The sequence below is a fragment of the Micromonospora sp. S-DT3-3-22 genome, assembly GCF_015354745.1.
In the GTDB taxonomy this organism is placed as follows: domain Bacteria; phylum Actinomycetota; class Actinomycetes; order Mycobacteriales; family Micromonosporaceae; genus Micromonospora; species Micromonospora wenchangensis.
In genome coordinates this window covers 14,993-38,075 of record NZ_JACGMO010000014.1, presented here as the reverse complement: position 1 = coordinate 38,075, position 23,083 = coordinate 14,993, and the positions used below count along the sequence as shown (strand labels likewise).

At 68.7% G+C, this 23,083-nt stretch carries 10 protein-coding genes; 2 read left to right on the top strand and 8 right to left on the bottom strand.

Going from position 1 to position 23,083, the window contains the following annotated elements:
• Window positions 1-11: 11 nt before the first annotated feature.
• Entirely contained in the window at window positions 12-13,370 is a 13,359-nt protein-coding gene (locus H1A17_RS06235; RefSeq protein ID WP_194821348.1) for a type I polyketide synthase, read from the bottom strand.
• A 216-nt stretch (window positions 13,371-13,586) separates the two neighbouring features.
• Between H1A17_RS06235 and H1A17_RS06230 the strand changes: the two genes are divergently transcribed.
• Entirely contained in the window at window positions 13,587-14,396 is an 810-nt protein-coding gene (locus H1A17_RS06230) for an AfsR/SARP family transcriptional regulator (protein WP_228543011.1), read from the top strand.
• A 100-nt stretch (window positions 14,397-14,496) separates the two neighbouring features.
• Here the strand turns inward: H1A17_RS06230 and H1A17_RS06225 are convergent, their stop codons facing one another.
• The 4 genes from H1A17_RS06225 to H1A17_RS06210 form a co-directional block, all read right to left on the bottom strand.
• Window positions 14,497-15,246 carry an SDR family oxidoreductase gene (locus tag H1A17_RS06225; protein ID WP_145917790.1) on the bottom strand — a complete coding sequence of 250 codons (750 nt, stop codon included), beginning with the start codon at window positions 15,244-15,246 and terminating at the stop codon, window positions 14,497-14,499.
• A gap of 228 nt (window positions 15,247-15,474) precedes the next feature.
• Window positions 15,475-16,125, bottom strand: coding sequence for a response regulator transcription factor (locus H1A17_RS06220; protein WP_145917789.1), 651 nt, complete (start codon window positions 16,123-16,125; stop codon window positions 15,475-15,477).
• Window positions 16,126-16,641: 516 nt separating this feature from the next.
• A complete protein-coding gene (locus tag H1A17_RS06215) occupies window positions 16,642-17,451 on the bottom strand; it encodes a class I SAM-dependent methyltransferase (RefSeq protein WP_145917788.1) in 810 nt (269 codons plus the stop codon).
• Between the two features lie 173 nt (window positions 17,452-17,624).
• A complete protein-coding gene (locus tag H1A17_RS06210) occupies window positions 17,625-17,858 on the bottom strand; it encodes an acyl carrier protein (RefSeq protein ID WP_205789381.1) in 234 nt (77 codons plus the stop codon).
• A 243-nt stretch (window positions 17,859-18,101) separates the two neighbouring features.
• On the opposite strand from H1A17_RS06210, the gene H1A17_RS06205 reads away from it, so the two are divergent.
• Window positions 18,102-19,106 (top strand): ketoacyl-ACP synthase III family protein, encoded by a 1,005-nt coding sequence (locus tag H1A17_RS06205; RefSeq protein WP_145917787.1) that lies wholly within the window; start codon window positions 18,102-18,104, stop codon window positions 19,104-19,106.
• 81 nt (window positions 19,107-19,187) lie between these two features.
• On the opposite strand, the gene H1A17_RS06200 is transcribed toward H1A17_RS06205, so the two are convergent.
• Genes H1A17_RS06200 through H1A17_RS06190 form a run of 3 tightly spaced genes read right to left on the bottom strand, consistent with a single transcriptional unit; the run spans window position 19,188 to window position 22,943 of the window.
• Entirely contained in the window at window positions 19,188-20,420 is a 1,233-nt protein-coding gene (locus H1A17_RS06200) for a ketosynthase chain-length factor (protein WP_309236712.1), read from the bottom strand.
• Window positions 20,413-21,714, bottom strand: coding sequence for a beta-ketoacyl synthase (locus H1A17_RS06195; RefSeq protein WP_145917786.1), 1,302 nt, complete (start codon window positions 21,712-21,714; stop codon window positions 20,413-20,415). The genes H1A17_RS06200 and H1A17_RS06195 overlap by 8 nt, the downstream gene beginning before the upstream one ends.
• Before the next feature lie 26 nt (window positions 21,715-21,740).
• Window positions 21,741-22,943, bottom strand: a complete 1,203-nt coding sequence (locus H1A17_RS06190) for a cytochrome P450 (protein WP_145917785.1) — start codon at window positions 22,941-22,943, stop codon at window positions 21,741-21,743.
• Window positions 22,944-23,083: the final 140 nt, after the last annotated feature.

Sequence of the window (23,083 nt, the reverse complement as noted above, 5' to 3'; positions counted from 1 at the left end):
CCTCTGCCGCGTCAGTTCTCGAGCAACGCTTGCCTGAGGTGCTGGACCACGTCGTCCGGTGTCGACTGGTGCGACACCGACGAGTTGTCGAGCCGTACACCGGTCGTCGAGTTCAGGCGGTTCCGCAGGGCCAGGATGGACAGCGAGTCGAATCCGAGCTCGCGGAACATCAGATGCGGTGGCACCGCGTCGCCCGGTTCGAGACCGAGCACGGCCGAGATCTGCGCGGAGATCAGGCCGAGCAGTGTCTTTCCCCGGTCGACCTCCGCCATCGACGCGAGTCGCTTTCGCAGCGATGTCGTCGAGACGACGCCGCCACCCGCCGGCCGTTTACCCGTGCTCCGGACCAGCGATCTGAACGCCGGCGGCAGCACTTCCCCGGCCTTGGCCCGCCTGTCCAGCTCGGCCAGGTCCAGTCTGGCGAGCACCAGCACGGCCTCACTCCCGCCCCGGGCGGCGTCGAACAGAGCGGCGGCGTCCCGCAGGCCCAGCACACCCATCCCCCCGGCGCCGGTACGGGACGACGTGTCGCCCAGCGACCACGGACCCCAGACCAGCGACAGGCCCGAGGCGTCACGCGCCCGACGCCGCCGGGCGAGCGCGTCCAGTGCGGCCGCCGACGCGGCCGAGGCGGTGGTGCCGGGACGGCCGACCGTCCCGGCGAGCGACGAGCACAGGATGAGGTCGGCGTCGCCGGACTCCGCGTCGAGGATCTCCGCGGTGGCGACCGTCGTACGCAGCGCCTCGCCCACCGCGTCCGGAGCCGACGAGGACGTCCCGTCGCCCGGCAGCGCCTGCGGTACGTAGACGACCGTACGCAGCGGATGTTCCTCGGGCAGCCGGTGGATCAGCTCCCGCCACGCCCGGCGATCCCCCGGATCGCACCCCGCGACGGTGACTTCGGCTCCCCGCGCGGTGAGATCTGCGGTCAGCTCCGGGTCCCCGGTGCCGGTGAGCACCAGGCGCCGCACTCCGTGCGCCGCGACGAGGTGCCGCGCAAGCCAGGCCCGCATGGGCGTGTCGCCGCCGGTGATCAGTGTCGTACCCCCGGCTCCGGCCGGTTGTCCAAGATCACCCGTGGGCTCGCTCGGCACCAGCCGTGGCACCCTGACCCGACCTTCGCGCAGCGCCAGCTGTGGCTCGCCGAACGTCACGGCTCTGGGCAGTACACGCCAGGACGATTCGGTGCCGTCCAGGTCGGCGAGGACGAAGCGTCCGGGCTGATCGGCCTGCGCGGCGCGGACCAGCCCCCACACCGCCGCGCCGGCGAGGTCGGCGGCGGCCGGGTCGAACGCCGGCATCGCGGAGGTGGTCAGGAACACCACAGTGGTCGCGGCGAGCGCTTCGGTCTCCGACAGAACGCCGAGCTGGTGCGCCACGTCGCACGCGGTGCCGGCGACCTCGGCGTCCGCCGGCACGGTGAGCACCAGGTAGTCCGGACCGTCACCGCTACCACCGACCAGCTCGCCGAGGTCCCGGTACGCAACGACGGGTGTGCCCGCAGCCGTCAAACCCGCCACGGCACCCAGCGGATCTGCGCCCAGGACCGCCCAGCTCGACCGCCGGGGCAACGACTTCGCGACGTGGTCGACCCACACCTCCCGGTACAAGGCGCCGAGCTGCGCCGCCCCGACGGCCCGGAGTTCCCCGGGATCGACAGGAGTCGTGCCGACCGTGAACTCGGCGACCGGATCGCCCAAGGTGTCGGCCAGCATCATCGACATCGCGCCGGTACGGCTCTCGCTGATCCGGACCCGCAGCGCGGACGCGCCGAACGCGTACACGGTGACCCCACGCCACGAAGTCGCCAGCCGTGGGCCCCCGGTATTCGTGGCGTGGAGGGTGGCGTCGAGGAGTGCGGGGTGGATGTTGTAGTTGTCGGGGTCGGTGGGGAGGGTGATTTCGGCGTAGGTGTGGTTGTTGTGGTGCCAGAGTTTGTGTAGTCCTTGGAATGTGGGTCCGTAGTGGTATCCGTTGTTGGCGAGGGTGTCGTAGGAGATGTCGAGGGGTTGTGCTCCGGTGGGTGGCCAGGTGGTGAGGTCCCAGTCGGGTGTTGGTGCTTGGGTGTCGAGGGTTCCGGTGGCGTGGCAGGTCCAGGGTAGGTCGGTGCCGGTGTCGGGGCGTGCGTCGATACGGATTGCTCGTTGTTCGCCGGGGGTGTCGTGTTCGATTTCGACGCGTAGTCGCACCGCGCCGTGTTCGGGCAGGATCAGTGGCGTTTGCACGGTCAGTTCGCGGATGCTCGCGCAGCCGACCCGGTCGGCGGCGTGCACCGCCAGTTCCACGAACGCCGCTCCGGGTAGCACGATGCTGTCGGCGACCTGGTGATCGGCCAGCCACGGATAGGTGGACAGTGAGATCCGGCCGGTGAATACCGTGCTCGCGGCGCCTTCGGTGACCGCGCCCAGCAACGGGTGCCCCGCTGCCGTCAGTCCTACCGCGCCGACGTCACGCCGGCCGTTGTCGGCGGTGAGCCAGTAACGTGTCCGTTGGAACGGATAGGTGGGCAGCGTCACCAACCGGTTTGTGTCCTGGTCCGGTGGGTTCCATCGCGGCAACGCTCCCGCGACGAAAGCCTCACCGACCGAACACAGGAAACTCTCCAGATCACCTTCGTCACGCCGCAGCGTGGCGATACCACGCGCCGAGGCGCCGACGCTGTCGAAAGTCTCCTGCAGCCCGGGAAGCAGAACCGGATGGGCACTCGACTCCACGAAGAAGCCGTAACCGTCGGCCAGCAGTGACCGGGTCGTGGCCTCGAACTCGACAGTGCTCCGAAGATTACGGAACCAATACTGGGCATCAAGGCCGGCCGTGTCTATCCGCTGCCCGGTGACCGTGGAATAGAAACTGACGTCACTCGCCTGCGGGCGAATCGGCGCGAGCATTTCCAGCACCTCGTCACGGATCCGGTCGACATGCCACGAATGTGACGCGTAATCAACCGGGACCCGACGTGTCCGCACGTCGTCCGCCGCGAAGACAGCCTGCAACTCGTCCAGAGCCGACGCACTACCCGAAACCACCGTCGACCCGGGACCATTGATCACCGCAACACCGATATCACCGTCCCACCGCCGCAGACGCGGCCGCACCTCCTCGACCGGCAACCCGACCGAAACCATCCCGCCCTGCCCCGCCAACACGCGAATAGCCCTGCTCCGCAACGCCACCACCCGCGCCGCGTCCGACAACGACAACGCACCAATCACACACGCCGCCGCGATCTCACCCTGCGAATGACCCACCACCGCTTCCGGCCGCAAACCATACGACTGCCACAACGCAGCCAACGACACCATCACCGCGAACAACGCCGGCTGCACCACATCCACCCGCGACAACAGCGCAGCTCCGTCATCGGTCAGCAGAACCTCCAACAGATCCCACTCGACATAAACCGAAAGAGCCTCCGCGCACTCCTCAAGCCGCGACCGGAACACCGGCGCACCCACATACAACTCACGCGCCATCGCCTCCCACTGCGACCCCTGCCCCGGAAACACCAACACCGTCTTACCGAAACCAGCCACCCCCGTCACCACACCCCCACCACCACCCCCACCGGCAACCGCACCCAACCCCGCCACCAACCGCTCACGAGTCGAGGCCACCACCACAGCACGATGCTCGAAAACACTACGACCCGCCAACGTCCCCGCAACATCAACAACCGACAACGAACGCCCACCGTCCGCCTCAACTCCGGACCCACCAGATTCGACAGCCGCCCCGATCCGGCCCGCATACGCCCGCAACGCCTCCGACGACCGCGCCGACACCACCCACCCCACCGGACCCGAACCCGACGCCAGATCCTTTTCCGAACCTGGCACCGAATTCGAACCCGGCACCAGATCCGTTTCCGGGGTCGGTTCTGTTTCCGGGGCCTGTTCCAGAACGACGTGAGCGTTCGTGCCGCTGATCCCGAACGACGACACCCCCGCCCGACGCGGCCGACCCGTCTCCGGCCACGGCCGCGACTCGGTCAACAACCGGACCCCACCAGCACCCCAATCAACAAAAGACGTCGGCGCATCCACATGCAACGTCGACGGCAACACCCCCCGACGCATCGCCTCCACCATCTTGATCACACCACCGATCCCCGCAGCCGCCATCGTGTGACCAATATTCGACTTCAACGAACCAAGCCACAAAGGCCGATCCGCCGAATGCTCCCTCCCATACGTCTCCAACAACGCCTGCGCCTCGATCGGATCACCCAACCTCGTACCCGTACCATGCGCCTCAACCACATCAACATCAGCACCAGAAAGCCCAGCACCCGCCAACGCCTGCCGAATAACCCGCTGCTGCGACGGCCCGTTCGGCGCCGTCAAACCATTCGACGCACCATCCTGATTCACCGCCGAACCCCGCACCACCGCCAACACCCGATGACCATTCACCCGCGCATCAGACAAACGCTCCAACACCACCACACCAACACCCTCACCCCACCCCGTACCATCCGCCGACTCCGCAAACGCCTTACAACGCCCATCAACCGACAACCCACGCTGACGCGAAAACTCCACCAACACCCCCGGCGACGACATCACCGTCACCCCACCAACAACCGCCAAACCACAATCACCACCACGCAACGCCACAACACCCTGATGCAACGCCACCAACGACGACGAACACGCCGTATCCACCGTCACCGCAGGCCCCTCCAAACCCAGAAAATAAGCCAACCGACCCGACACCACACTCCCCGTCGTCCCAGTCAGCAGCAGCCCGTCGGTCTCCGGCGACCCCTCGTGCATTGGTGGTCCGTAGTCCTGGAACATCGCACCGATGAACACGCCCGTCCTGGTGCCCCGCAGGGAACCGGACTCGATACCGGCGTCCTCCAGCGCCTCCCAGGCGGTCTCCAGCAGCAACCGCTGCTGCGGGTGCATCGCCAACGCCTCCCGCGGCGAGATCCCGAAGAAACCGGCGTCGAACTCCCCCGCGTCGTCGAGGAAGTAGCCCCTGTCGACGTAGCTCTTGCCGGTTCTTCCCGGGTCCGCGTCGAAGAGTTCGTCCAGGTCCCAGCCCCGGTCACGCGGCAACCCCGAAACCGCGTCCCGACCCGACACCACCAACTCCCACAAACCCGCCGCCGACCCCACACCACCCGGATACCGGCACCCCATCCCGACCACCACGACCGGATCGTCGTCCGTCGCCGCAGCGGGCGACGCCACCACCCCGGCACCGTCCTGTGCGCCCTCCCCCAGCAGTTGTCCGCGCAGGAAAGCGGCCAGGGTGGACGGCGTCGGATGGTCGAACACCACGGTGGCCGGCATCCGCAGCCCGGCCACTTCGCTGAGCCGCTTGCGGAGTTCCAGGGCGGACAGCGAGTCGAAACCCATCTCCCGGAACGCGACACCCGGCGGCACCGAGCCGGCGTCGGCATAACCGAGCACGGTGGCCGCGTGCGACCGCACCAGGTCGAGCAGTTCGCGGTCGACGTCCTCAGCTGGCCGGCCGGCCAGCTGATCGGCGAGGGTCGAGGCGGTCGTGACCGCACTCGCCGTACGCCGCGATCGGACCAGCCCGCGCAGCACCTCCGGCAGACTCGCCCGGGCAGCCTGCGCACGTAGCTGATCCAGGTCGAACGCGGCCAGGACGGCGGTGGCCACTCCGGAAGTCATCGCCGCATCGAACAGCGCGACCCCCTCGTTCGTGGGCAGTGGCCGCAGCCCGGTGCGGGCCAGGCGGGCGACGTCGGCGGCATCCAGATCACCGGTCATCTCGCTGCGTTCGTCCCAGAAGCCCCAGGCGAGCGAGGTCGCGGGTAGCCCGGTGCCGTGGCGATACTGGGCGAGCGCGTCGAGGAACCCGTTGGCGGCGGCGTAGTTCCCCTGGCCCGCATTGCCGATCGTGCTCATGATCGAGGAGAACAGCACGAACGCCGACAGCCCGAGATCCTGGGTGAGGTCGTGCAGGTTCCACGCCGCGTCGAGCTTCGGGGCCAGCACCACGTCGAGCCGCTCCGGCGTCATCCCGGAGAGCAGACCGTCATCCAGGGTCCCCGCCGTGTGTACGACGCCGGCGAGCGGCCGGCTCTGCGGAATCCCGTCCAGGAGCGCAGCCAGTGCGGCCCGGTCGGAGACGTCGCATGCGGCGACCGTCACCTCGACGCCCAGTGCGGACAGCTCGGCGACCAGGTCCGCAGCGCCCGGGTGGTTCGGCCCGCGCCGGGAGACCAGCAACAGGTTCCGCACCGCGTGCTTCGTCGCCAGATGCCGGGCGAACAACCCACCGAGCGTTCCCGTGCCACCGGTGATCAGTACGGTGCCGGTGGTGCTCCACCGAGGCGGTGCCTCCGGCCGGTCCACGGAACGCACCCGGAGCAGTCTCGGCACGAGCACCTGTCCGGCGCGCAGCGCGAACTGGGTGGCACCACCGGCCAACGCGGACGGCAGCGCGACGAGTGAGCGTTCGTCCTCGTCCACATCGACGAGGACCAGCCTGCCCGGATTCTCGTTCTGCGCGGAACGCAGCAGCCCCCAGAGGGGGGCGGCAGCAAGATCGGGTACCGGCTCGCGGTCCCCGGTCGCCACCGCACGTCGGGTCACCACGACCAGCCGGGCATCCGCGAACCGGTCGCCGGACGTCCACTCCTGGATCAGCTTGAGCGCACGGTGCAACACTGCGCGTGCGGTCTGCGCCACGTCCGGCCCGTCGTGACCGTCGATGCACACGAGCACGTCGGCCGGGCCGCCGGGCAGTTCGGAAAGCTCGGTGATCCGGTGCGGGTCGATGCCGGGTCCTGATGCCGCGCCCAAGCCGAACACATCGGGGCCGAGCTGTACGACCGCGGCGGGCGGCGCTGTGCTCGCCGACGGCGCGGGTGTCCATTCCAGGCGCAGCAGAGACTCCCGATTCACCGCCGAGCGCCCGAGGTCGGCCGGGAGCATGGCGAGTGATCGGACTTCGATCACCGGCGTGCCGGTGCCGTCCGCAGCGCGCAACACCAGTGCGTTGCCTCCCAGGGTCGTCATCGACACCCGCAGCGTGCGGGCGCCACCCGCGTGCAGCGTGACTCCTTCCCAGGAGTACGGCAGCCGGATCAGATCGCTCTCCGGCAGGATCCGGCTCATCAGTCCGGCGTGGAGGGTGGCGTCGAGGAGTGCGGGGTGGATGTTGTAGTTGTCGGGGTCGGTGGGGAGGGTGATTTCGGCGTAGGTGTGGTTGTTGTGGTGCCAGAGTTTGTGTAGTCCTTGGAATGTGGGTCCGTAGTGGTATCCGTTGTTGGCGAGGGTGTCGTAGGAGATGTCGAGGGGTTGTGCTCCGGTGGGTGGCCAGGTGGTGAGGTCCCAGTCGGGTGTTGGTGCTTGGGTGTCGAGGGTTCCGGTGGCGTGGCAGGTCCAGGGTAGGTCGGTGCCGGTGTCGGGGCGTGCGTCGATACGGATTGCTCGTTGTTCGCCGGGGGTGTCGTGTTCGATTTCGACGCGTAGTCGCACCGCGCCGTGTTCGGGCAGGATCAGTGGCGTTTGCACGGTCAGTTCGCGGATGCTCGCGCAGCCGACCCGGTCGGCGGCGTGCACCGCCAGTTCCACGAACGCCGCTCCGGGTAGCACGATGCTGTCGGCGACCTGGTGATCGGCCAGCCACGGATAGGTGGACAGTGAGATCCGGCCGGTGAATACCGTGCTCGCGGCGCCTTCGGTGACCGCGCCCAGCAACGGGTGCCCCGCTGCCGTCAGTCCTACCGCGCCGACGTCACGCCGGCCGTTGTCGGCGGTGAGCCAGTAACGTGTCCGTTGGAACGGATAGGTGGGCAGCGTCACCAACCGGTTTGTGTCCTGGTCCGGTGGGTTCCATCGCGGCAACGCTCCCGCGACGAAAGCCTCACCGACCGAACACAGGAAACTCTCCAGATCACCTTCGTCACGCCGCAGCGTGGCGATACCACGCGCCGAGGCGCCGACGCTGTCGAAAGTCTCCTGCAGCCCGGGAAGCAGAACCGGATGGGCACTCGACTCCACGAAGAAGCCGTAACCGTCGGCCAGCAGTGACCGGGTCGTGGCCTCGAACTCGACAGTGCTCCGAAGATTACGGAACCAATACTGGGCATCAAGGCCGGCCGTGTCTATCCGCTGCCCGGTGACCGTGGAATAGAAACTGACGTCACTCGCCTGCGGGCGAATCGGCGCGAGCATTTCCAGCACCTCGTCACGGATCCGGTCGACATGCCACGAATGTGACGCGTAATCAACCGGGACCCGACGTGTCCGCACGTCGTCCGCCGCGAAGACAGCCTGCAACTCGTCCAGAGCCGACGCACTACCCGAAACCACCGTCGACCCGGGACCATTGATCACCGCAACACCGATATCACCGTCCCACCGCCGCAGACGCGGCCGCACCTCCTCGACCGGCAACCCGACCGAAACCATCCCGCCCTGCCCCGCCAACACGCGAATAGCCCTGCTCCGCAACGCCACCACCCGCGCCGCGTCCGACAACGACAACGCACCAATCACACACGCCGCCGCGATCTCACCCTGCGAATGACCCACCACCGCTTCCGGCCGCAAACCATACGACTGCCACAACGCAGCCAACGACACCATCACCGCGAACAACGCCGGCTGCACCACATCCACCCGCGACAACAGCGCAGCTCCGTCATCGGTCAGCAGAACCTCCAACAGATCCCACTCGACATAAACCGAAAGAGCCTCCGCGCACTCCTCAAGCCGCGACCGGAACACCGGCGCACCCACATACAACTCACGCGCCATCGCCTCCCACTGCGACCCCTGCCCCGGAAACACCAACACCGTCTTACCGAAACCAGCCACCCCCGTCACCACACCCCCACCACCACCCCCACCGGCAACCGCACCCAACCCCGCCACCAACCGCTCACGAGTCGAGGCCACCACCACAGCACGATGCTCGAAAACACTACGACCCGCCAACGTCCCCGCAACATCAACAACCGACAACGAACGCCCACCGTCCGCCTCAACTCCGGACCCACCAGATTCGACAGCCGCCCCGATCCGGCCCGCATACGCCCGCAACGCCTCCGACGACCGCGCCGACACCACCCACCCCACCGGACCCGAACCCGACGCCAGATCCTTTTCCGAACCTGGCACCGAATTCGAACCCGGCACCAGATCCGTTTCCGGGGTCGGTTCTGTTTCCGGGGCCTGTTCCAGAACGACGTGAGCGTTCGTGCCGCTGATCCCGAACGACGACACCCCCGCCCGACGCGGCCGACCCGTCTCCGGCCACGGCCGCGACTCGGTCAACAACCGGACCCCACCAGCACCCCAATCAACAAAAGACGTCGGCGCATCCACATGCAACGTCGACGGCAACACCCCCCGACGCATCGCCTCCACCATCTTGATCACACCACCGATCCCCGCAGCCGCCATCGTGTGACCAATATTCGACTTCAACGAACCAAGCCACAAAGGCCGATCCGCCGAATGCTCCCTCCCATACGTCTCCAACAACGCCTGCGCCTCGATCGGATCACCCAACCTCGTACCCGTACCATGCGCCTCAACCACATCAACATCAGCACCAGAAAGCCCAGCACCCGCCAACGCCTGCCGAATAACCCGCTGCTGCGACGGCCCGTTCGGCGCCGTCAAACCATTCGACGCACCATCCTGATTCACCGCCGAACCCCGCACCACCGCCAACACCCGATGACCATTCACCCGCGCATCAGACAAACGCTCCAACACCACCACACCAACACCCTCACCCCACCCCGTACCATCCGCCGACTCCGCAAACGCCTTACAACGCCCATCAACCGACAACCCACGCTGACGCGAAAACTCCACCAACACCCCCGGCGACGACATCACCGTCACCCCACCAACAACCGCCAAACCACAATCACCACCACGCAACGCCACAACACCCTGATGCAACGCCACCAACGACGACGAACACGCCGTATCCACCGTCACCGCAGGCCCCTCCAAACCCAGAAAATAAGCCAACCGACCCGACACCACACTCCCCGTCGTCCCAGTCAGCACATATCCGTCCACGCCGCCGTACGGATTGTCGAGAGGCGGACCGTAATCGCCGGGCATGGCTCCGATGAACACACCGGTACTGCTGCCCCGCAGTGAGCCGGACTCGATTCCCGCATCCTCCAGCGCCTCCCAGGCGGTCTCCAGCAGCAACCGCTGCTGCGGATCCATCGCCAACGCCTCACGCGGCGAGATCCCGAAGAAACCGGCGTCGAAAGCGGCGACGTCGTCCAGAAAACCGCCGTGCCGCACGTAGGTCCGCCCGGAGGCCGACGGGTCCGCGTCGAACAGTTCGTCCAGGTCCCAGCCCCGGTCACGCGGCAACCCCGAAATCGCGTCCCGACCCGAAAGCACCAACTCCCACAAATCCGCCGTCGACCCCACACCACCCGGATACCGGCACCCCATCCCGACCACCACGACCGGATCGTCGGCGTCGCCATCCGGACGCCGCAGCGGCGTCGCGTCACCCGTGTCCCGGCGCCCGGTGAGCTCCGACTCCAGATACGCCGCGAGCCGGTCCGGCGTGGGGTGGTCGAAGATCAGCGAGCCGGGCAGGACGAGACCCAGTTCCCCGGAGAGCCCGGCGCACAGCTCGACGGCGGTGAGCGAGGTCAGCCCGAGGTTCTTGAACGAGGCCTGCGGTACCACGTCGGCGGCGGCGTACCCGAGAATGGCCGCGAGATGGGTGCGGACGAGGTCGAGCAGGCCGTCCCGGGCATGTGCCGGCGCGGCGACGGGTGAGTTGTCGCGCGCTTCGCCGATCCAGTAGCGGCGACGCTGGAAGGCATAGGTGGGCAGCGCGACCCTGCGGCCACCGGCCAGCAGGGTGTTCCAGTCCACCCTTGCTCCCGCGGCGTGCATCCGGCCGAGCGCCCTCAGCAGGGTGCGGGCCTCCGGCTGGCCGACGCGCAGGGTGGACACCGCAACCGACGTCGGCCCGGCGAGGCTCTCCCGAGCCATTCCGGTGAGCACCGGGTCGGGGCCGAGTTCGAGGTATCGGGAGACTCCCGCCCCGTGCAGGGTGCGGATGCCGTCGGCGAATCGGACGGTGCCACGGATCTGACGTGCCCAGTAGGCCGGGTCGGTCAGCTCCTCGGTGGTGGCGATCCGCCCGGTGAGGTTCGAGATGACCGGGATCAGCGGGGCACGGAAGTCCAGCGCCCGGATGGCGTCGGCGAACTCGTCCAGGATCCCGTCGAGATGGTGCGAGTGGAACGCATGGCTGACCCTCAGCCGCCGGGTCTTCACACCAGCGGCACGCAGGGCTTCCGCCAACGCGAGCACCGGGCCGGGGTCGCCGGAGATCACGACCGAGCCGGACCCGTTGACCGCGGCGATGCTCACGCCCGGTCCCGACAGCAGCGCCCGTACGTCGTCCTCGCCGGCGTTGACGGCCACCATCACCCCGCCGGACGGCACCGCCTGCATCAACCGTCCGCGAGCCGCGACGAGCGTGCAGGCATCGGACAGCGACAGCACGCCCGCGACGTGCGCGGCGGTGATCTCACCGATCGAATGACCGATCAGGTGCGTCGGGCGGACTCCGTACGACTCCACCAGCCGGGCCAGCGCCGTCTCCAGTGCGAACAGCGCTGCCTGGGTGTACCTGGTCTGCCCCAGCAGATCAGCGCCGGACCAGACGAGTTCCCGCAGCCCGAGGCCCAGCAACGGATCCAGCTCCGCGCACACCGCGTCGAAGGACTCGGCGAACACCGGGAACCCGGCGTGCAACTCATGGCCCATACCGGCACGTTGGGCACCCTGGCCGGTGAACATGAACGCCGTGCCGCCCTCCACCACCACGCCGGACACGACGTCGGACGCCGGCCTGTTCGTTGCCAGCGCGTTCAGACCGGCGCGCAGCTCGGCCGCATCGGCACCGATCACGACGGCGCGGTGTGTGAGTGCGGCGCGGGTGGTCGCCAGCGAGAACCCGACGTCGAGCGGCGTCGGGGCGTCCGGTTCCGCGACGTAACCGTCCAGGCTCTCCGCCTGGGCGCGCAACGCCTCCGGGGATCCGCCGGACACCAACCACGGGATGAGGCCCGCCGCCCCGGGACGGTCACCCACGACCGGCGACGGATCGGGGGCCTGCGCGAGCACCAGGTGGCAGTTGGTCCCGCCCATGCCGAACGACGACACGCCGGCGACCCGGGGCCCGTCGCCCGGCCACGCGCGCAGCTCGGTGGCCACCTCGATGCCCATCTCACCGAGCGGGAGGTCGTCCGGCGGAGTGACGAAGTTCAGACTCGCCGGCAGTTGGGCGTGTCGGACGGACAGCGTCGCCTTGATGAGGCCGGCGATCCCCGCCGCCCCCTCCAGATGCCCGATGTTCGTCTTCGCCGACCCCACCACGAGCGGCCGCTCACGGGGGGCGAAGACCGAGGACAGCGCCGCCGCCTCCACCCGGTCCCCCACCGGCGTACCGGTGCCGTGCAGTTCCACGTAACTCACCTCGGCGGCGTCCGTTCCCGCGGCGGTGAGGGCCGCCCGCAGCACCTCCTCCTGCCCGGAACGGCTCGGCGTGGTCAGCTGCTCGCCACCGCCGTCGTTGTTCACGGCACCGCCGCGAATCACACACGCCACGTCGAGGCCGTACGCGACGGCGTCCGCCAGCCGCATGAGCACCACCATGCCGCCGCCCTCGCCGCGTGCGTAGCCGTTGGCGCGCGCGTCGAAGGTGTAGCACCGGCCATCGGGCGACAACGCACCGAACTCGCCCGCGATCGCCGTCGACTGCGGTGCGAGAATGAGGTTCACGCCGCCGGCGAGCGCCCACGCCGACTCGCCTCGACGCACGCTCTCGGATGCCTGGTACACGGCGACCAGGGCCGAGGACTGTGCCGAGTCCACGACCAGACTCGGGCCGGACAGCCCGAGGAAGAACGAGATCCGGTTGGCGAGGATTCCGCGTTGCAGCGCGGAGAGGGTGAAGCTGTCGATCGCCCCCGGGCCCTGGTCGTGCACCAGTCCCGCGTAGTCGTCCCCCATCGCCCCGAGGAAGACACCCGCCCGGTGCCCGCGCACCGCCGACGGGTCGATCCCCGCTCGTTCGAGGGCTTCCCATGCCAGCTCCAGCATGAGTCGCTGCCGCGGGTCCATCGCGGTGGCCTCACGGGGTGACACTCCGAAGAAGCCCGCGTCGAAGTCCGCGACGCCGTCGATCAATCCAGCTCTGTCGATCGACGCGTCCACCTGTGCGGCGCGGTCCACGGGGACCTCGGCGACGGCCTCCCGACCGGCCGCAAGCAGCTCCCAGTACTCCTCGGGTGACCGTGCCCCCGGCAGACGGCAAGCCAGACCAACTACCGCGACGAGGTCCTGACCAGCCAATTCTTCGGACTTCTCTGGCATGACAGCGCCTCTTCCTCTGCTTCAGGGGACTTACTGGATAGCGCCGTACGCAGTGTCGGCGTCCATGGCAATGCGCAGAAAGTTGCACTCGGCGCGACCCGAAGTGGTCATCCACATGGGACCTTCGCGTCGAAGCATTGCTCGACGCTCACGGGGGTCGGCAGAGTCTGGTTCGAGGCCGTTCCGCCAATTGTCATGTGGAGGCGTTTGTCCGTGATGCGATTTCAGGTACTCGGCCGACTCACCGCCACCAACGAGCGGGGCGACTGCACGCCGACCGCGCCGATGGTGCGACGCGTGCTGGCGCAACTACTCCTGCGCGCGAACAGCATCGTCATGCTCGACGCCATCATCGACGAGCTGTGGGGTGACAAGCCGCCCAAGAGCGCCGTCCCCACCGCGCAGACGTACATCTATCAACTGCGGCGTCAGTTCCAACCCGGAGTTCCAGACGACACGCCCGAGCAGCTGCTCGCCACGTCCGGCGCCGGCTACATCCTCCGGGTGGCGCCGGACCAGCTCGACCTGGAGGCGTTCCTCCGGCTGTCCGCGGAGGGGCGCACCGCGCTCGCCGCCGGCGACCCGGCCACGGCGGGGCGGTTGTTACGGCAGGCGCTCGCCCTCTGGTCGGGACCCGCGCTCGCCGACGTGAAGCCCGGACCGTCGATCCAGGCGCACATCGTCCATCTCATGGAACAGCGGACGCACACCGTCGAACTGCGGATCCAGGCCGACGCGATGCTGGGCCGGCACCGGGAACTCGTCGGCGAGCTGAAGGCCATCCTGGTCACCAACCCGTTCAACGAGTGGTACCACGCTCAGCTGATCAAGGCGCTGGCTTCGAGTGGCCGACGCAACGAGTCACTTGTCGCGTACCAGCATCTCCGCAAGACGTTGTCGACCGAACTCGGCCTCGAACCGTCGGACGTGTTGCAACAGCTGCATCAGGAGATCCTTGCCGGACGCGACTCCTGGTCGGACGGTGAGGCGTTGGAGCGGGCCTGGGCGGAGCCGGTCAGCCGGTGAGCCGCGTGGGGGACGTCAGCGCCGGACCGCCGACCGCCGGGGAGGCGGTCGTCGATCCGGCGCCGACGCCCTGCTACGGGTACGGGGAGGTGCGCCCGTACTACCTGTTGTGGAGCAGCCGGCCGCCGTCGACGACCAGGGTGTGCCCGGTGACCCAGGACGCGTCGTCGGAGAGCAGGAAGGCCACGGCGGCACCGACGTCAGCGGGCTTGCCGATGCGCTTCAGCGGGACCGAGCCGACCACCTTCTCCTCGCGACCCTCGACGTTCGGCCTGGTGAAATCGGTGAGCACGGTGCCGGCCTCGACACAGTTCACCCGCACCCCGGGCGCGAGTTCGTTTGCCATCTGCCGGGTGAAGTGGTTGACCGCGGCCTTGGCCGTCCCGTACGAGGTGCCGTCGGGAACGGCGAGCTTGCTGGCGATCGACGAGATGTTGACGATGGCGCCGCCGTGCTCACCGAGCCAGCCGTGCCAGGCCGCCTGCACCCAGGTCAGCGCGGTCGTCAGGTTGAGGTCGATGGTGCGCCGGTAGGCCGCCACGTCGGTGTCGACCAGACGACGACCGTCCCGCTCCGTTCCGCCGACGTTGTTCACCAGGAGGTCGAGCGACCCGAACCGCTCGATCGCCGCCGCCACCGCGGCCCGCTGATGCTCGGGATCGTGGGCGTCGCCCGCGATGCCGAGGGCTCTGTCGTCGCCCAGCTCGGCGGCCGCCGTACGCAGCTTGTCCTCACTCCGTGAGGTGATGACCACATTCGCGCCCCGCTCGACCAGCGCGGTGGCGATGCCGAAGCCGATGCCGGTCCGAGCGCCGGTCACGAGGGCAGTCTTGCCATTCAGGCTTACCACAGTCTGTGAACCTCCGTTGGTGTGGCCCAGCTATTTCCGGAAATCACCCCGGAACAAGGAGACGAATGTTCCCCTCACCGCAATTAGACCAGCGCCCGCAAAGGGCTACAACCCGATGACGCCCCGCCTTTCCGGGACTCTTGGCAGCCACTAATGCGCTACTAGCGAGAATTTAATGTACGCGACCTCGGGCATTGCCCGGGCCGGCGCCGCATGGCCGGTCGGGGCTTATGCGGCACCGGCGATGAGCCCGATGGAGACTGCCTTGTTGACCGCTTCGAGCCGGGAACGCGCCTCCAGCTTCGTGAAGATGATCCCGAGGTGGCGCTTCACCGTGCCCTCGGCGATGGCGAGCTGCCGGGAGATCTGCCGGTTGCTCATGGCCATGCTCACCAGGGAGAGGATCTCCAGCTCCCGCTTGGTGAGCGCCTTCGTGCAGCTCGGCGCCGAGGCTATGGAGGTCAGCGCACCCGCGGACACGTGCAGCACGACCCGGATGTCGTCGGCGCAGACCGTACGGATGCTGGCCACCAGGTCGCGCCGGCTCACCGACTCGGTCAGGAAGCCGCGGACACCGCTGTCGAGCATCTGGCGCACGAGCACGGGATCGTCGCGCCGGCTGACCAGCAGGATCCTGGTGGCCGGCGAGGCCGAACGGATGCCACGCACGGCCTCGGCCACCAACCTGCTGGGCACGTCCAGCAGCACGACGTCAGGCTGCTCGACCTTGCAGGTCATGATGCCGGAGGGGCAGCTGGCGGTGTCCTCGACCACCGCTATATCCGGCTCACCCTCGAGCGCCTCACGCACCAGCTCCCGCAACAGCGCATGATCAAAGATCAGAACTATACGTAGCTGGGAATTGCTGTTGGGCCGCATGACCTGATCCCGGCTTGAGCGACGTTCCCCACTTGCCATCACAAGACGAGACATTGAAACCCCCGCATGCCGGCTGACGTATTAACACCGTAAGACGTAGCCCGCCATCCTGACAAGGCGGGATAGGACAAGGAGAAGGCGGCAGGCAACGGGGGTGACCGGCCATCCCGGCCCCCACCGCCCGCGAACAGGCAGAAGCCGCCGCACAGCACTTGGCCGTGGAATCTTAAATTTATCAGTCTGAATTGATCTCCCATCAACTGGAGCAAGCGACGGGCCGGATCGGTGATCGTCTGAGGCTCGGTCGAGAGCGGGATGCGGGTCGCCGTCCGCCTCGCCGGGCCGCACTCCCCGCCGGGCACGCCGGACACGGCACCGGAGCGACGACCGCCACCGGGGGTGCCGCCGACGCTCGCCGGGATCGCGGTGCATGACGCGTCGCGTCGTACGACGCCTCGGGCGTTCAGCGGCAGATCCGCCCGGAGTCCCGACGATCCGGGCGGTCCCGTCCCGCTCTCACTTCGGGACCCGGACGACGGTGGTGTACGTGTGATTGGTGATCATTTCGAAAGCCGGGTCCAGCAGCCTCTCCTTGATCACGTCAAGGTCGGCAGCCGTCAGAGCGGTCTGGCTCAACAGGAACGGCTCCAGCATGTCGCTGTGCAGCCGAGCGAGCCGGGCGGTCGGCGACCCGCCCTGTCCCGGCGCCCGATAGTCCCGTACGGTGACATCCTCGTAGCCGGCGGCCGCCAGCACCTCCGGCGTGCGCGCCGCCCAGCCGAAGTCCATGCCGGTCTGGTCGGCGAGCTTGTGCACGGCATCGTGATAGGCCTGGAAGATACGAGCCGTGTACTCGTCGACGGGTGACGCGAAGAGTCCCTCGGTGGCGCACCCGCAGTACCAGTCGGTGAGCACCAGCGCTCCGCCGGGCCGCAGCTGCGTGGCCAGCCTCGTCGCGACCGCGTCCCTGTCGGCGACGTGCATCAGCACCAACCGCGCGTGGATCAGGTCGAACTTCGGCTCCGGCCACGGGTCCCTGGTGAGGTCGTGACTGATCGCCTCGATACGTGGATGGCGGGGCACGTGCTGGGGCTTGAGGTCACTGGCGACCACGTGTCCGGATGTTCCCACCCGGGCGGCCAGCCAGCGGGCGACGGAGCCGTCCCCGGCACCCACCTCCCAGCAGCGCCATCCGTGGCCCACCCCCACCACCTCGCCCAGGATGGAGAACGTCTCCCGGTTGAGGATCTCGGCGAGCAGGCTCAGCTGCTCGGGAGCTGCCACCGAGTCGTTGTCGAAACGTTGCTCGTGATCCGTGCGGTACATAGCTTCTCCCTACGGGTTCGTTCGCGACCGGGCCCACGGCTACGGCGCGCCCGGTGGCTCGTGACGGCCCGCGCCGGGTCGCGGCTTCGGCCCCGCCGCGCGGACCGCCCGGCCCACGCACGACGCGGAACCCGGAGGCCACCCCGACGCTGTCGTGACGCACCGGCAGCGCTCTAGATCGACGCGGGCAGCAACTCGTTGACCAGCTCGACGAACTCCCTGGGCGTCGTGTCCTTGTTGGCCCGGTCCTCCGGCAGGCTGATCTTGAGCTCACGCTCGATCAGGAGCGTCATCTCGACGATCGAGATCGAGTCGTAGCCGAGATCGGCGAGCGTGGTCTCGGCGATGTCGCCGTCCAGGTCGAGCCCGTCGTCGTCGCCCGCCGCCCGCCGCAAGTACTCGACCAAGTCCGCCTGGGTGAACGCCACCATCATTGCCCCCTTCGGCTCATGCTGTGGCAATCAACATCGCCGGAGGACTTAGACACCGGGTCGAGTTCCGATCGACGGCGGGCACGTTCGGCCCCGACGGACACCGTCTACACCGCAGGCAGACCGGCAGGGCTTCGCCTGGGCCTCGATCGAGCCTGGGCCGGCCATGACGATCCTCGTCGGATACGGGCAACTGATCCGATCCGGAGGAGGACGACGATGAGCGACGAGCTCTACATCGCCGCCGCGAGTTCGTGGCTGCCAGGGCGCATGACGCTCGACGAGGCGGAACTGGCCGGCCTCGCCGACCGGGCCCGGGTGTGGAACACCGGCATCGAGTCGGTCTGTGTCTCGACGGACAGGTCCGCACCGGAGATGGCCGTGCTGGCCGCGCGGGATGCCCTCCACCGGGCCGGGGTGGGGCCGGAGGATCTCCAACTGCTGCTGCACGCCTGCGCGTACCACCAGGGTCACGACATGTGGCCGTCGGCGTCCTACATCCAGCGGCACTGCGGCGGCGGTTCGTATCCGGCCGTCGAGGTACGCCAGATGTCCAACGGCGGCATGATGGCTCTCCAACTGGCGGCCGGATACCTGGGGGCCGGTGGTCGGACGGCTGCCCTGATCACCACGGCCGACCGGTTCTCCCTGCCCGGCTTCGACCGGTGGCACAGCGATCCGGGGACCGTCTGCGGTGACGGCGCCACCGCTGTGGTGCTGTCCACCCGTACCGGGTTCGCCAGGCTCCGCGGGCTCGACTCGGTGTCCGACAGCGGCCTGGAGCACGGTAGCCGGGGGGACCGGTTCAGCGACGCGCCGCTGGCCGACCGGTCGCCGGTCGACCTGAGCAACGACTCGCTGGCGCGCGAGTTCGGGGTGGAGGGCCTGCTCAACCGCATCGCGGCGGGTCAGCGTGATGCCTTCGACCGGGCCTGCGCGCAGGCGGACGTGAAGTTCGGCGACATCGACTGGTTCCTGCTGCCGAACCTGGGCCGGACCCGGATGCGAGCGCAGTACTTCGGGCCGTTCGGCATCGACCCGCAGCGCTCCACCTGGTCCTGGGGCCGGCGGGTCGGACACCTGGGCGCGGGCGACCAGTTCGCCGGGCTGGCCCACCTCGTCGCCGAAGGTGTTCTCGAGCCCGGCCAGACCTGCATGCTGGCCGGCGTCGGTGTCGGCTTCACCTGGACCGCCGGGGTCGTGGAAATCGTCGCCCGGCCGTGAGCGAGACGACGTCGGACAGAGCGGGCCGGACCGCGGCCCGTCCCCTTCCGGACCCGGGACCGGATCCGGAAGGGGACACCCTCAGGGTGCGGTCAGCACCATGACGGAGTTGATGCCCCCGCCTCGGGCCAGCACCACGGCACTGGTCACCGTCGTCTCCCTCGGCTGCCCGACCACTAGGTCGAGTTGATCGGACCCGACCGGTTCGGTCACGTTGATCGTGGGTGGGATGACGCCGTGCCGGATGCTCAGCGACGCGGTGGCCACGTCGAGCGCCGGGCTCCCGGAATACAACCGGCCGGTCATCGTCTTGGGCGCGGTGACCGGAACCGCCCGGGGACCGAACACGCCGGTGACGGCGGCGGCCTCGGCACGGTCGAGGTCGGCCACGCCTGCCGCGTCCGCGAACACCACGTCGACGTCGGCCGGGCTCATGTCGGCGTCCGACAGCGCCAGCTCGATGGCCCGACGCAGTCCTGGTTCTCGTCCGGACGCGGGATCAGGGTCGAAGGTGGTGGCGTACCCGGCGATCTCGCCGTAGGACCGGGCACCCCGGGCAGCGGCGTGCCCGGCCTCCTCGACGAGGAGCATGGCACCCCCTTCACCGAGCAGATAGCCCGATGCGGCGGCGTCGAACGGCAGGTAGGCCCGTGCCGGATCGACCGCCGTGCTCATCCGGCCGGTGGTCAGCTCGATCACCCAGCCCAGCGGGCACAGCGTGCTCTCGGCCGCGCCGCACATCACGACGGACATGCCGTCGGCCACGTACCGGCGGGCCTGGGCGATGGAGTCCAACCCCGCCGTCTGCCCGGTCAGGACGCCGCCGGAGCCGAGCATCCGGTGCCGGATGGAGAGTTGTCCCGTGTTCACCGCGTAGAACCAGGAGAACGAGAGATAGGCGCTCACGTGCTCGCTGCCGAGGTTCCACAGTTTCGCCAGCTCCCGTTGGCTGAATTCGAGGCCACCGGCGGAGATGCCGGTGACGATGCCGACCCGGTCGGCCCGTACGGCGGCCAGGTCGAGGGCCGAGTCGCTGATCGCGCCGTCCGCCGCGATCAACGCCAGCCGGGTGGCCTGGTCGGTCTGCGGCACGAGCCGCCCGGGGATGTGCTCGCGCACGTCGTAGCCGGCCACTTCGCCCGCCAGCTGGACCGGGTACTGCGCCGGATCGAACCGGGTCACCCGTTCGATGCCGCTCCGCCCGTGCAGCAGGGCGTCCCAGTACTCGTCGGTGTCGAATCCGTTCGGCGCGACCACGCCGATACCGGTGATCACCGCGCGGCTGCGCTCCGGCAGCGGGCTCGTCTCACTCACCGACGTCCGCCTTCGTCAGCACCATCGCGCTCTGGAAGCCGCCGAACCCGCTGCCCACCTTCAGCACCGTCCGCAGATCCGCCGGCCGTGCTCGCAACGGGACGTAGTCGAGGCCCAGCTCCGGGTCCGGCTCGTGCAGGTTGGCCGTCGGCGGGATCAGCCCGGTCTCGATGGCCATCGCGCACACGGCGATCTCGACCGACCCGATGGCGCCCAGCGAGTGGCCGATCATCGACTTGATCGAACTCACCGGGGTCCGGTACACGTGGTCGCCCAGGCTGCGTTTGAACGCGTCGGTCTCGTGCCGGTCGTTCTGCTTCGTGCTGGAGCCATGCGCGTTCACGTAGTCGACCTGGTCAGGAGTGCGACGGGCCATCCGCAGCGCCACGTCGATGGCCTCGGCCATCTCGGTGCCCTCGGGCCGGAGCCCGGTCATGTGGAACCCGTTCGACCGCACACCCCAGCCGGCGATCTCCGCGTAGATGTGTGCGCCGCGCGCGGTGGCGTGCTCCCACTCCTCCAGCACCAGGATCGCGCAGCCCTCGGCAAGCACGAACCCGTTGCGGGTCCGGTCGAACGGCCGGGACGCGGTGGCGGGATCGTCGTTGCGCGGGGTCGTCGCCTTGATCGCATCGAAGGAGGCGACACACACCGGGGAGATGGGCGCGTCCGTGCCACCGGCCAGCATCACGTCGGCCGCGCCCTCCCGGATCAGTTGCGCCGCGTGGGACACCGACTCGATGCCCGCCGTGCATCCCGTGGAGACCAGCGCGACCGGACCGCAGGCACCGGCCTCACGGGCCACGTCGGCAGCGATCGAGGTCGGGACGAGATAGTTGAACAGGTGCGGTATCGCGTACCCGTGGTCGAGAAGCCACTCGCGGCCACCGTCGGACATCACGTTGTACTCGCGGTCCAGGCTCATCGTGCCGCCGATGGCGCTGCCGATCGAGGTTCCGGTGCGGTACGGGTCGATCGTCCCGACGTCGAGGTCGGCGTCCGCGATCGCTTCCCGGGTCGCGGCGACGGCGAGTTGCGCACTGCGGTCCAGCCGGCGGATCTCCTTCGCGGACAACCCCTCCGCCACCGGGTCGAAGTCGCACTCGCCCGCGATCCGGGAGCGGAACCCGGACGGGTCGAACAGTGAGATGGTACGGACGGCCGACGTGCCGGACGAGATCAGCTGCCAGAACTCCTTGTTGTTTCCGCCGCCCGGGGCACGAACGCCCATGCCGGTGATGGCGACCCGTCGGTTCGTCGTACGCTCACCGTTCGCGCGCACAGCATGTGGCATGGGAGCCTCTTTCCTGATGTCGGAGGTCAGGCATCGAAGGTCACGGGCAGTGATTCGAGTCCCCGGATCGTGAGGCTGCGCTGCCACCGCAACTGCTCGGGCGGTACGGCCAGGGCGAGGTTGGGCAGCCGGCGCAACAACGCGTCGAACGCGATCCGGCCTTCCAGCCTGGCCAGCGGGGCGCCGAGGCAGAAGTGCGCGCCGCGTCCGAACGCCACGTGCCCGGTGTCGGAGCGGGCCACGTCGAAGTTGTCCGCCCCGGCGAACTTCGCCTGGTCCCGGTTCGCCGAGGCCAGGGACAGCAGCACCGGATAGCCCTTCTCGATGCGGGTACCGGCGACCTCGATGGGCTCGAGGGGAAACCGCCAGGTCGCCGTCTCGAACGAACCGTCGTACCGGAGCATCTCCTCCAGGGCCGAGTCCACGAGTTCCGGCTTCGCCCGCAGCAGCGCCAGCTGGTCGGGGTTGCGCAGCAGGGCCAGCATGCCGTTCCCGACCAGGTTGACGGTCGTCTCGAAGCCACCGATCAGCAACAGGGACATCATCGACAGCAACTCGGTCTCGTTCAGCCGGTCGCCGTCGTCCTGGGCGGCGATCAGCGCGTCGACCAGACCGTCGGCCGGCTCACTGCGGCGCTTCTCGACGAGCTCGGTGAGGTACCCGAGGAGGTCGCGCAGTCCGACCGGACGCGCGTTGCCGCCGTCGGTCGCAGCGGTGTCCTTGTCGTTCGTCCACTTGCGGAAATCCTTGGTCCACTGGCGGAACATCTGCTGGTCCGCCACCGGCACGCCCAGCAGGGCGCAGATCACCGTGATCGCCATGGGAAACGCGAACTCGGTGACCAGGTCGACCCGGCCGCGTGGCTCGATCTCGTCGAGCAGCCCGTCGACGATCTGCTGCACCTGGCCCCGCAGACCCTCGACGCGGCGAGCGGTGAACGCGGTCGAGACCAACCGGCGCAGTCGCGTGTGCTCGGGAGCGTCGGTGGTGAGCAGGTGGGTGCCCAGCCCGGTCCGGTCCTCCAACGGACGTCCCCTGCCCGCTTCCTGCCAGTCGAGTGGCGCGTTGCGTGGGTCCTTGCTCATCCGGGGATCGCCGAGCAGCATCCGTACGTCCTCGTACCGGGTGACCAGCAATCCGTACAGGCCCTTGCCCTCCAGAACAGGCCGGACCGGCTCGTCCGCGCGCAGTTTTGCGTACTCGGGATAGGGATCCGCGCCGAAGTCCATGACTTGTCCCCTCTGCTTCCTGCTCAGTCCGTCACCGCGACGGTCCGGCCCGCCGTGCGATGCCGGAGGGGCACGCGGACAGCCAGGAAGACGATGTAGTGCGCTCAGCTTGGCGTCGCCGGTTCGAGAGGAGTTCGTGT

Bases quoted from the DNA above. Each gene is read 5' to 3' on its own strand.
- H1A17_RS06235 (WP_194821348.1), bottom strand. From the start codon at position 13,370: ATGCCAGAGAAGTCCGAAGAATTGGCTGGTCAGGACCTCGTCGCGGTA.
- H1A17_RS06230 (WP_228543011.1), top strand. From the start codon at position 13,587: ATGCGATTTCAGGTACTCGGCCGACTCACCGCCACCAACGAGCGGGGC.
- H1A17_RS06220 (WP_145917789.1), bottom strand. From the start codon at position 16,125: ATGCGGCCCAACAGCAATTCCCAGCTACGTATAGTTCTGATCTTTGAT.
- H1A17_RS06215 (WP_145917788.1), bottom strand. From the start codon at position 17,451: ATGTACCGCACGGATCACGAGCAACGTTTCGACAACGACTCGGTGGCA.
- H1A17_RS06205 (WP_145917787.1), top strand. From the start codon at position 18,102: ATGAGCGACGAGCTCTACATCGCCGCCGCGAGTTCGTGGCTGCCAGGG.
- H1A17_RS06195 (WP_145917786.1), bottom strand. From the start codon at position 21,714: ATGCCACATGCTGTGCGCGCGAACGGTGAGCGTACGACGAACCGACGG.
- H1A17_RS06190 (WP_145917785.1), bottom strand. From the start codon at position 22,943: ATGGACTTCGGCGCGGATCCCTATCCCGAGTACGCAAAACTGCGCGCG.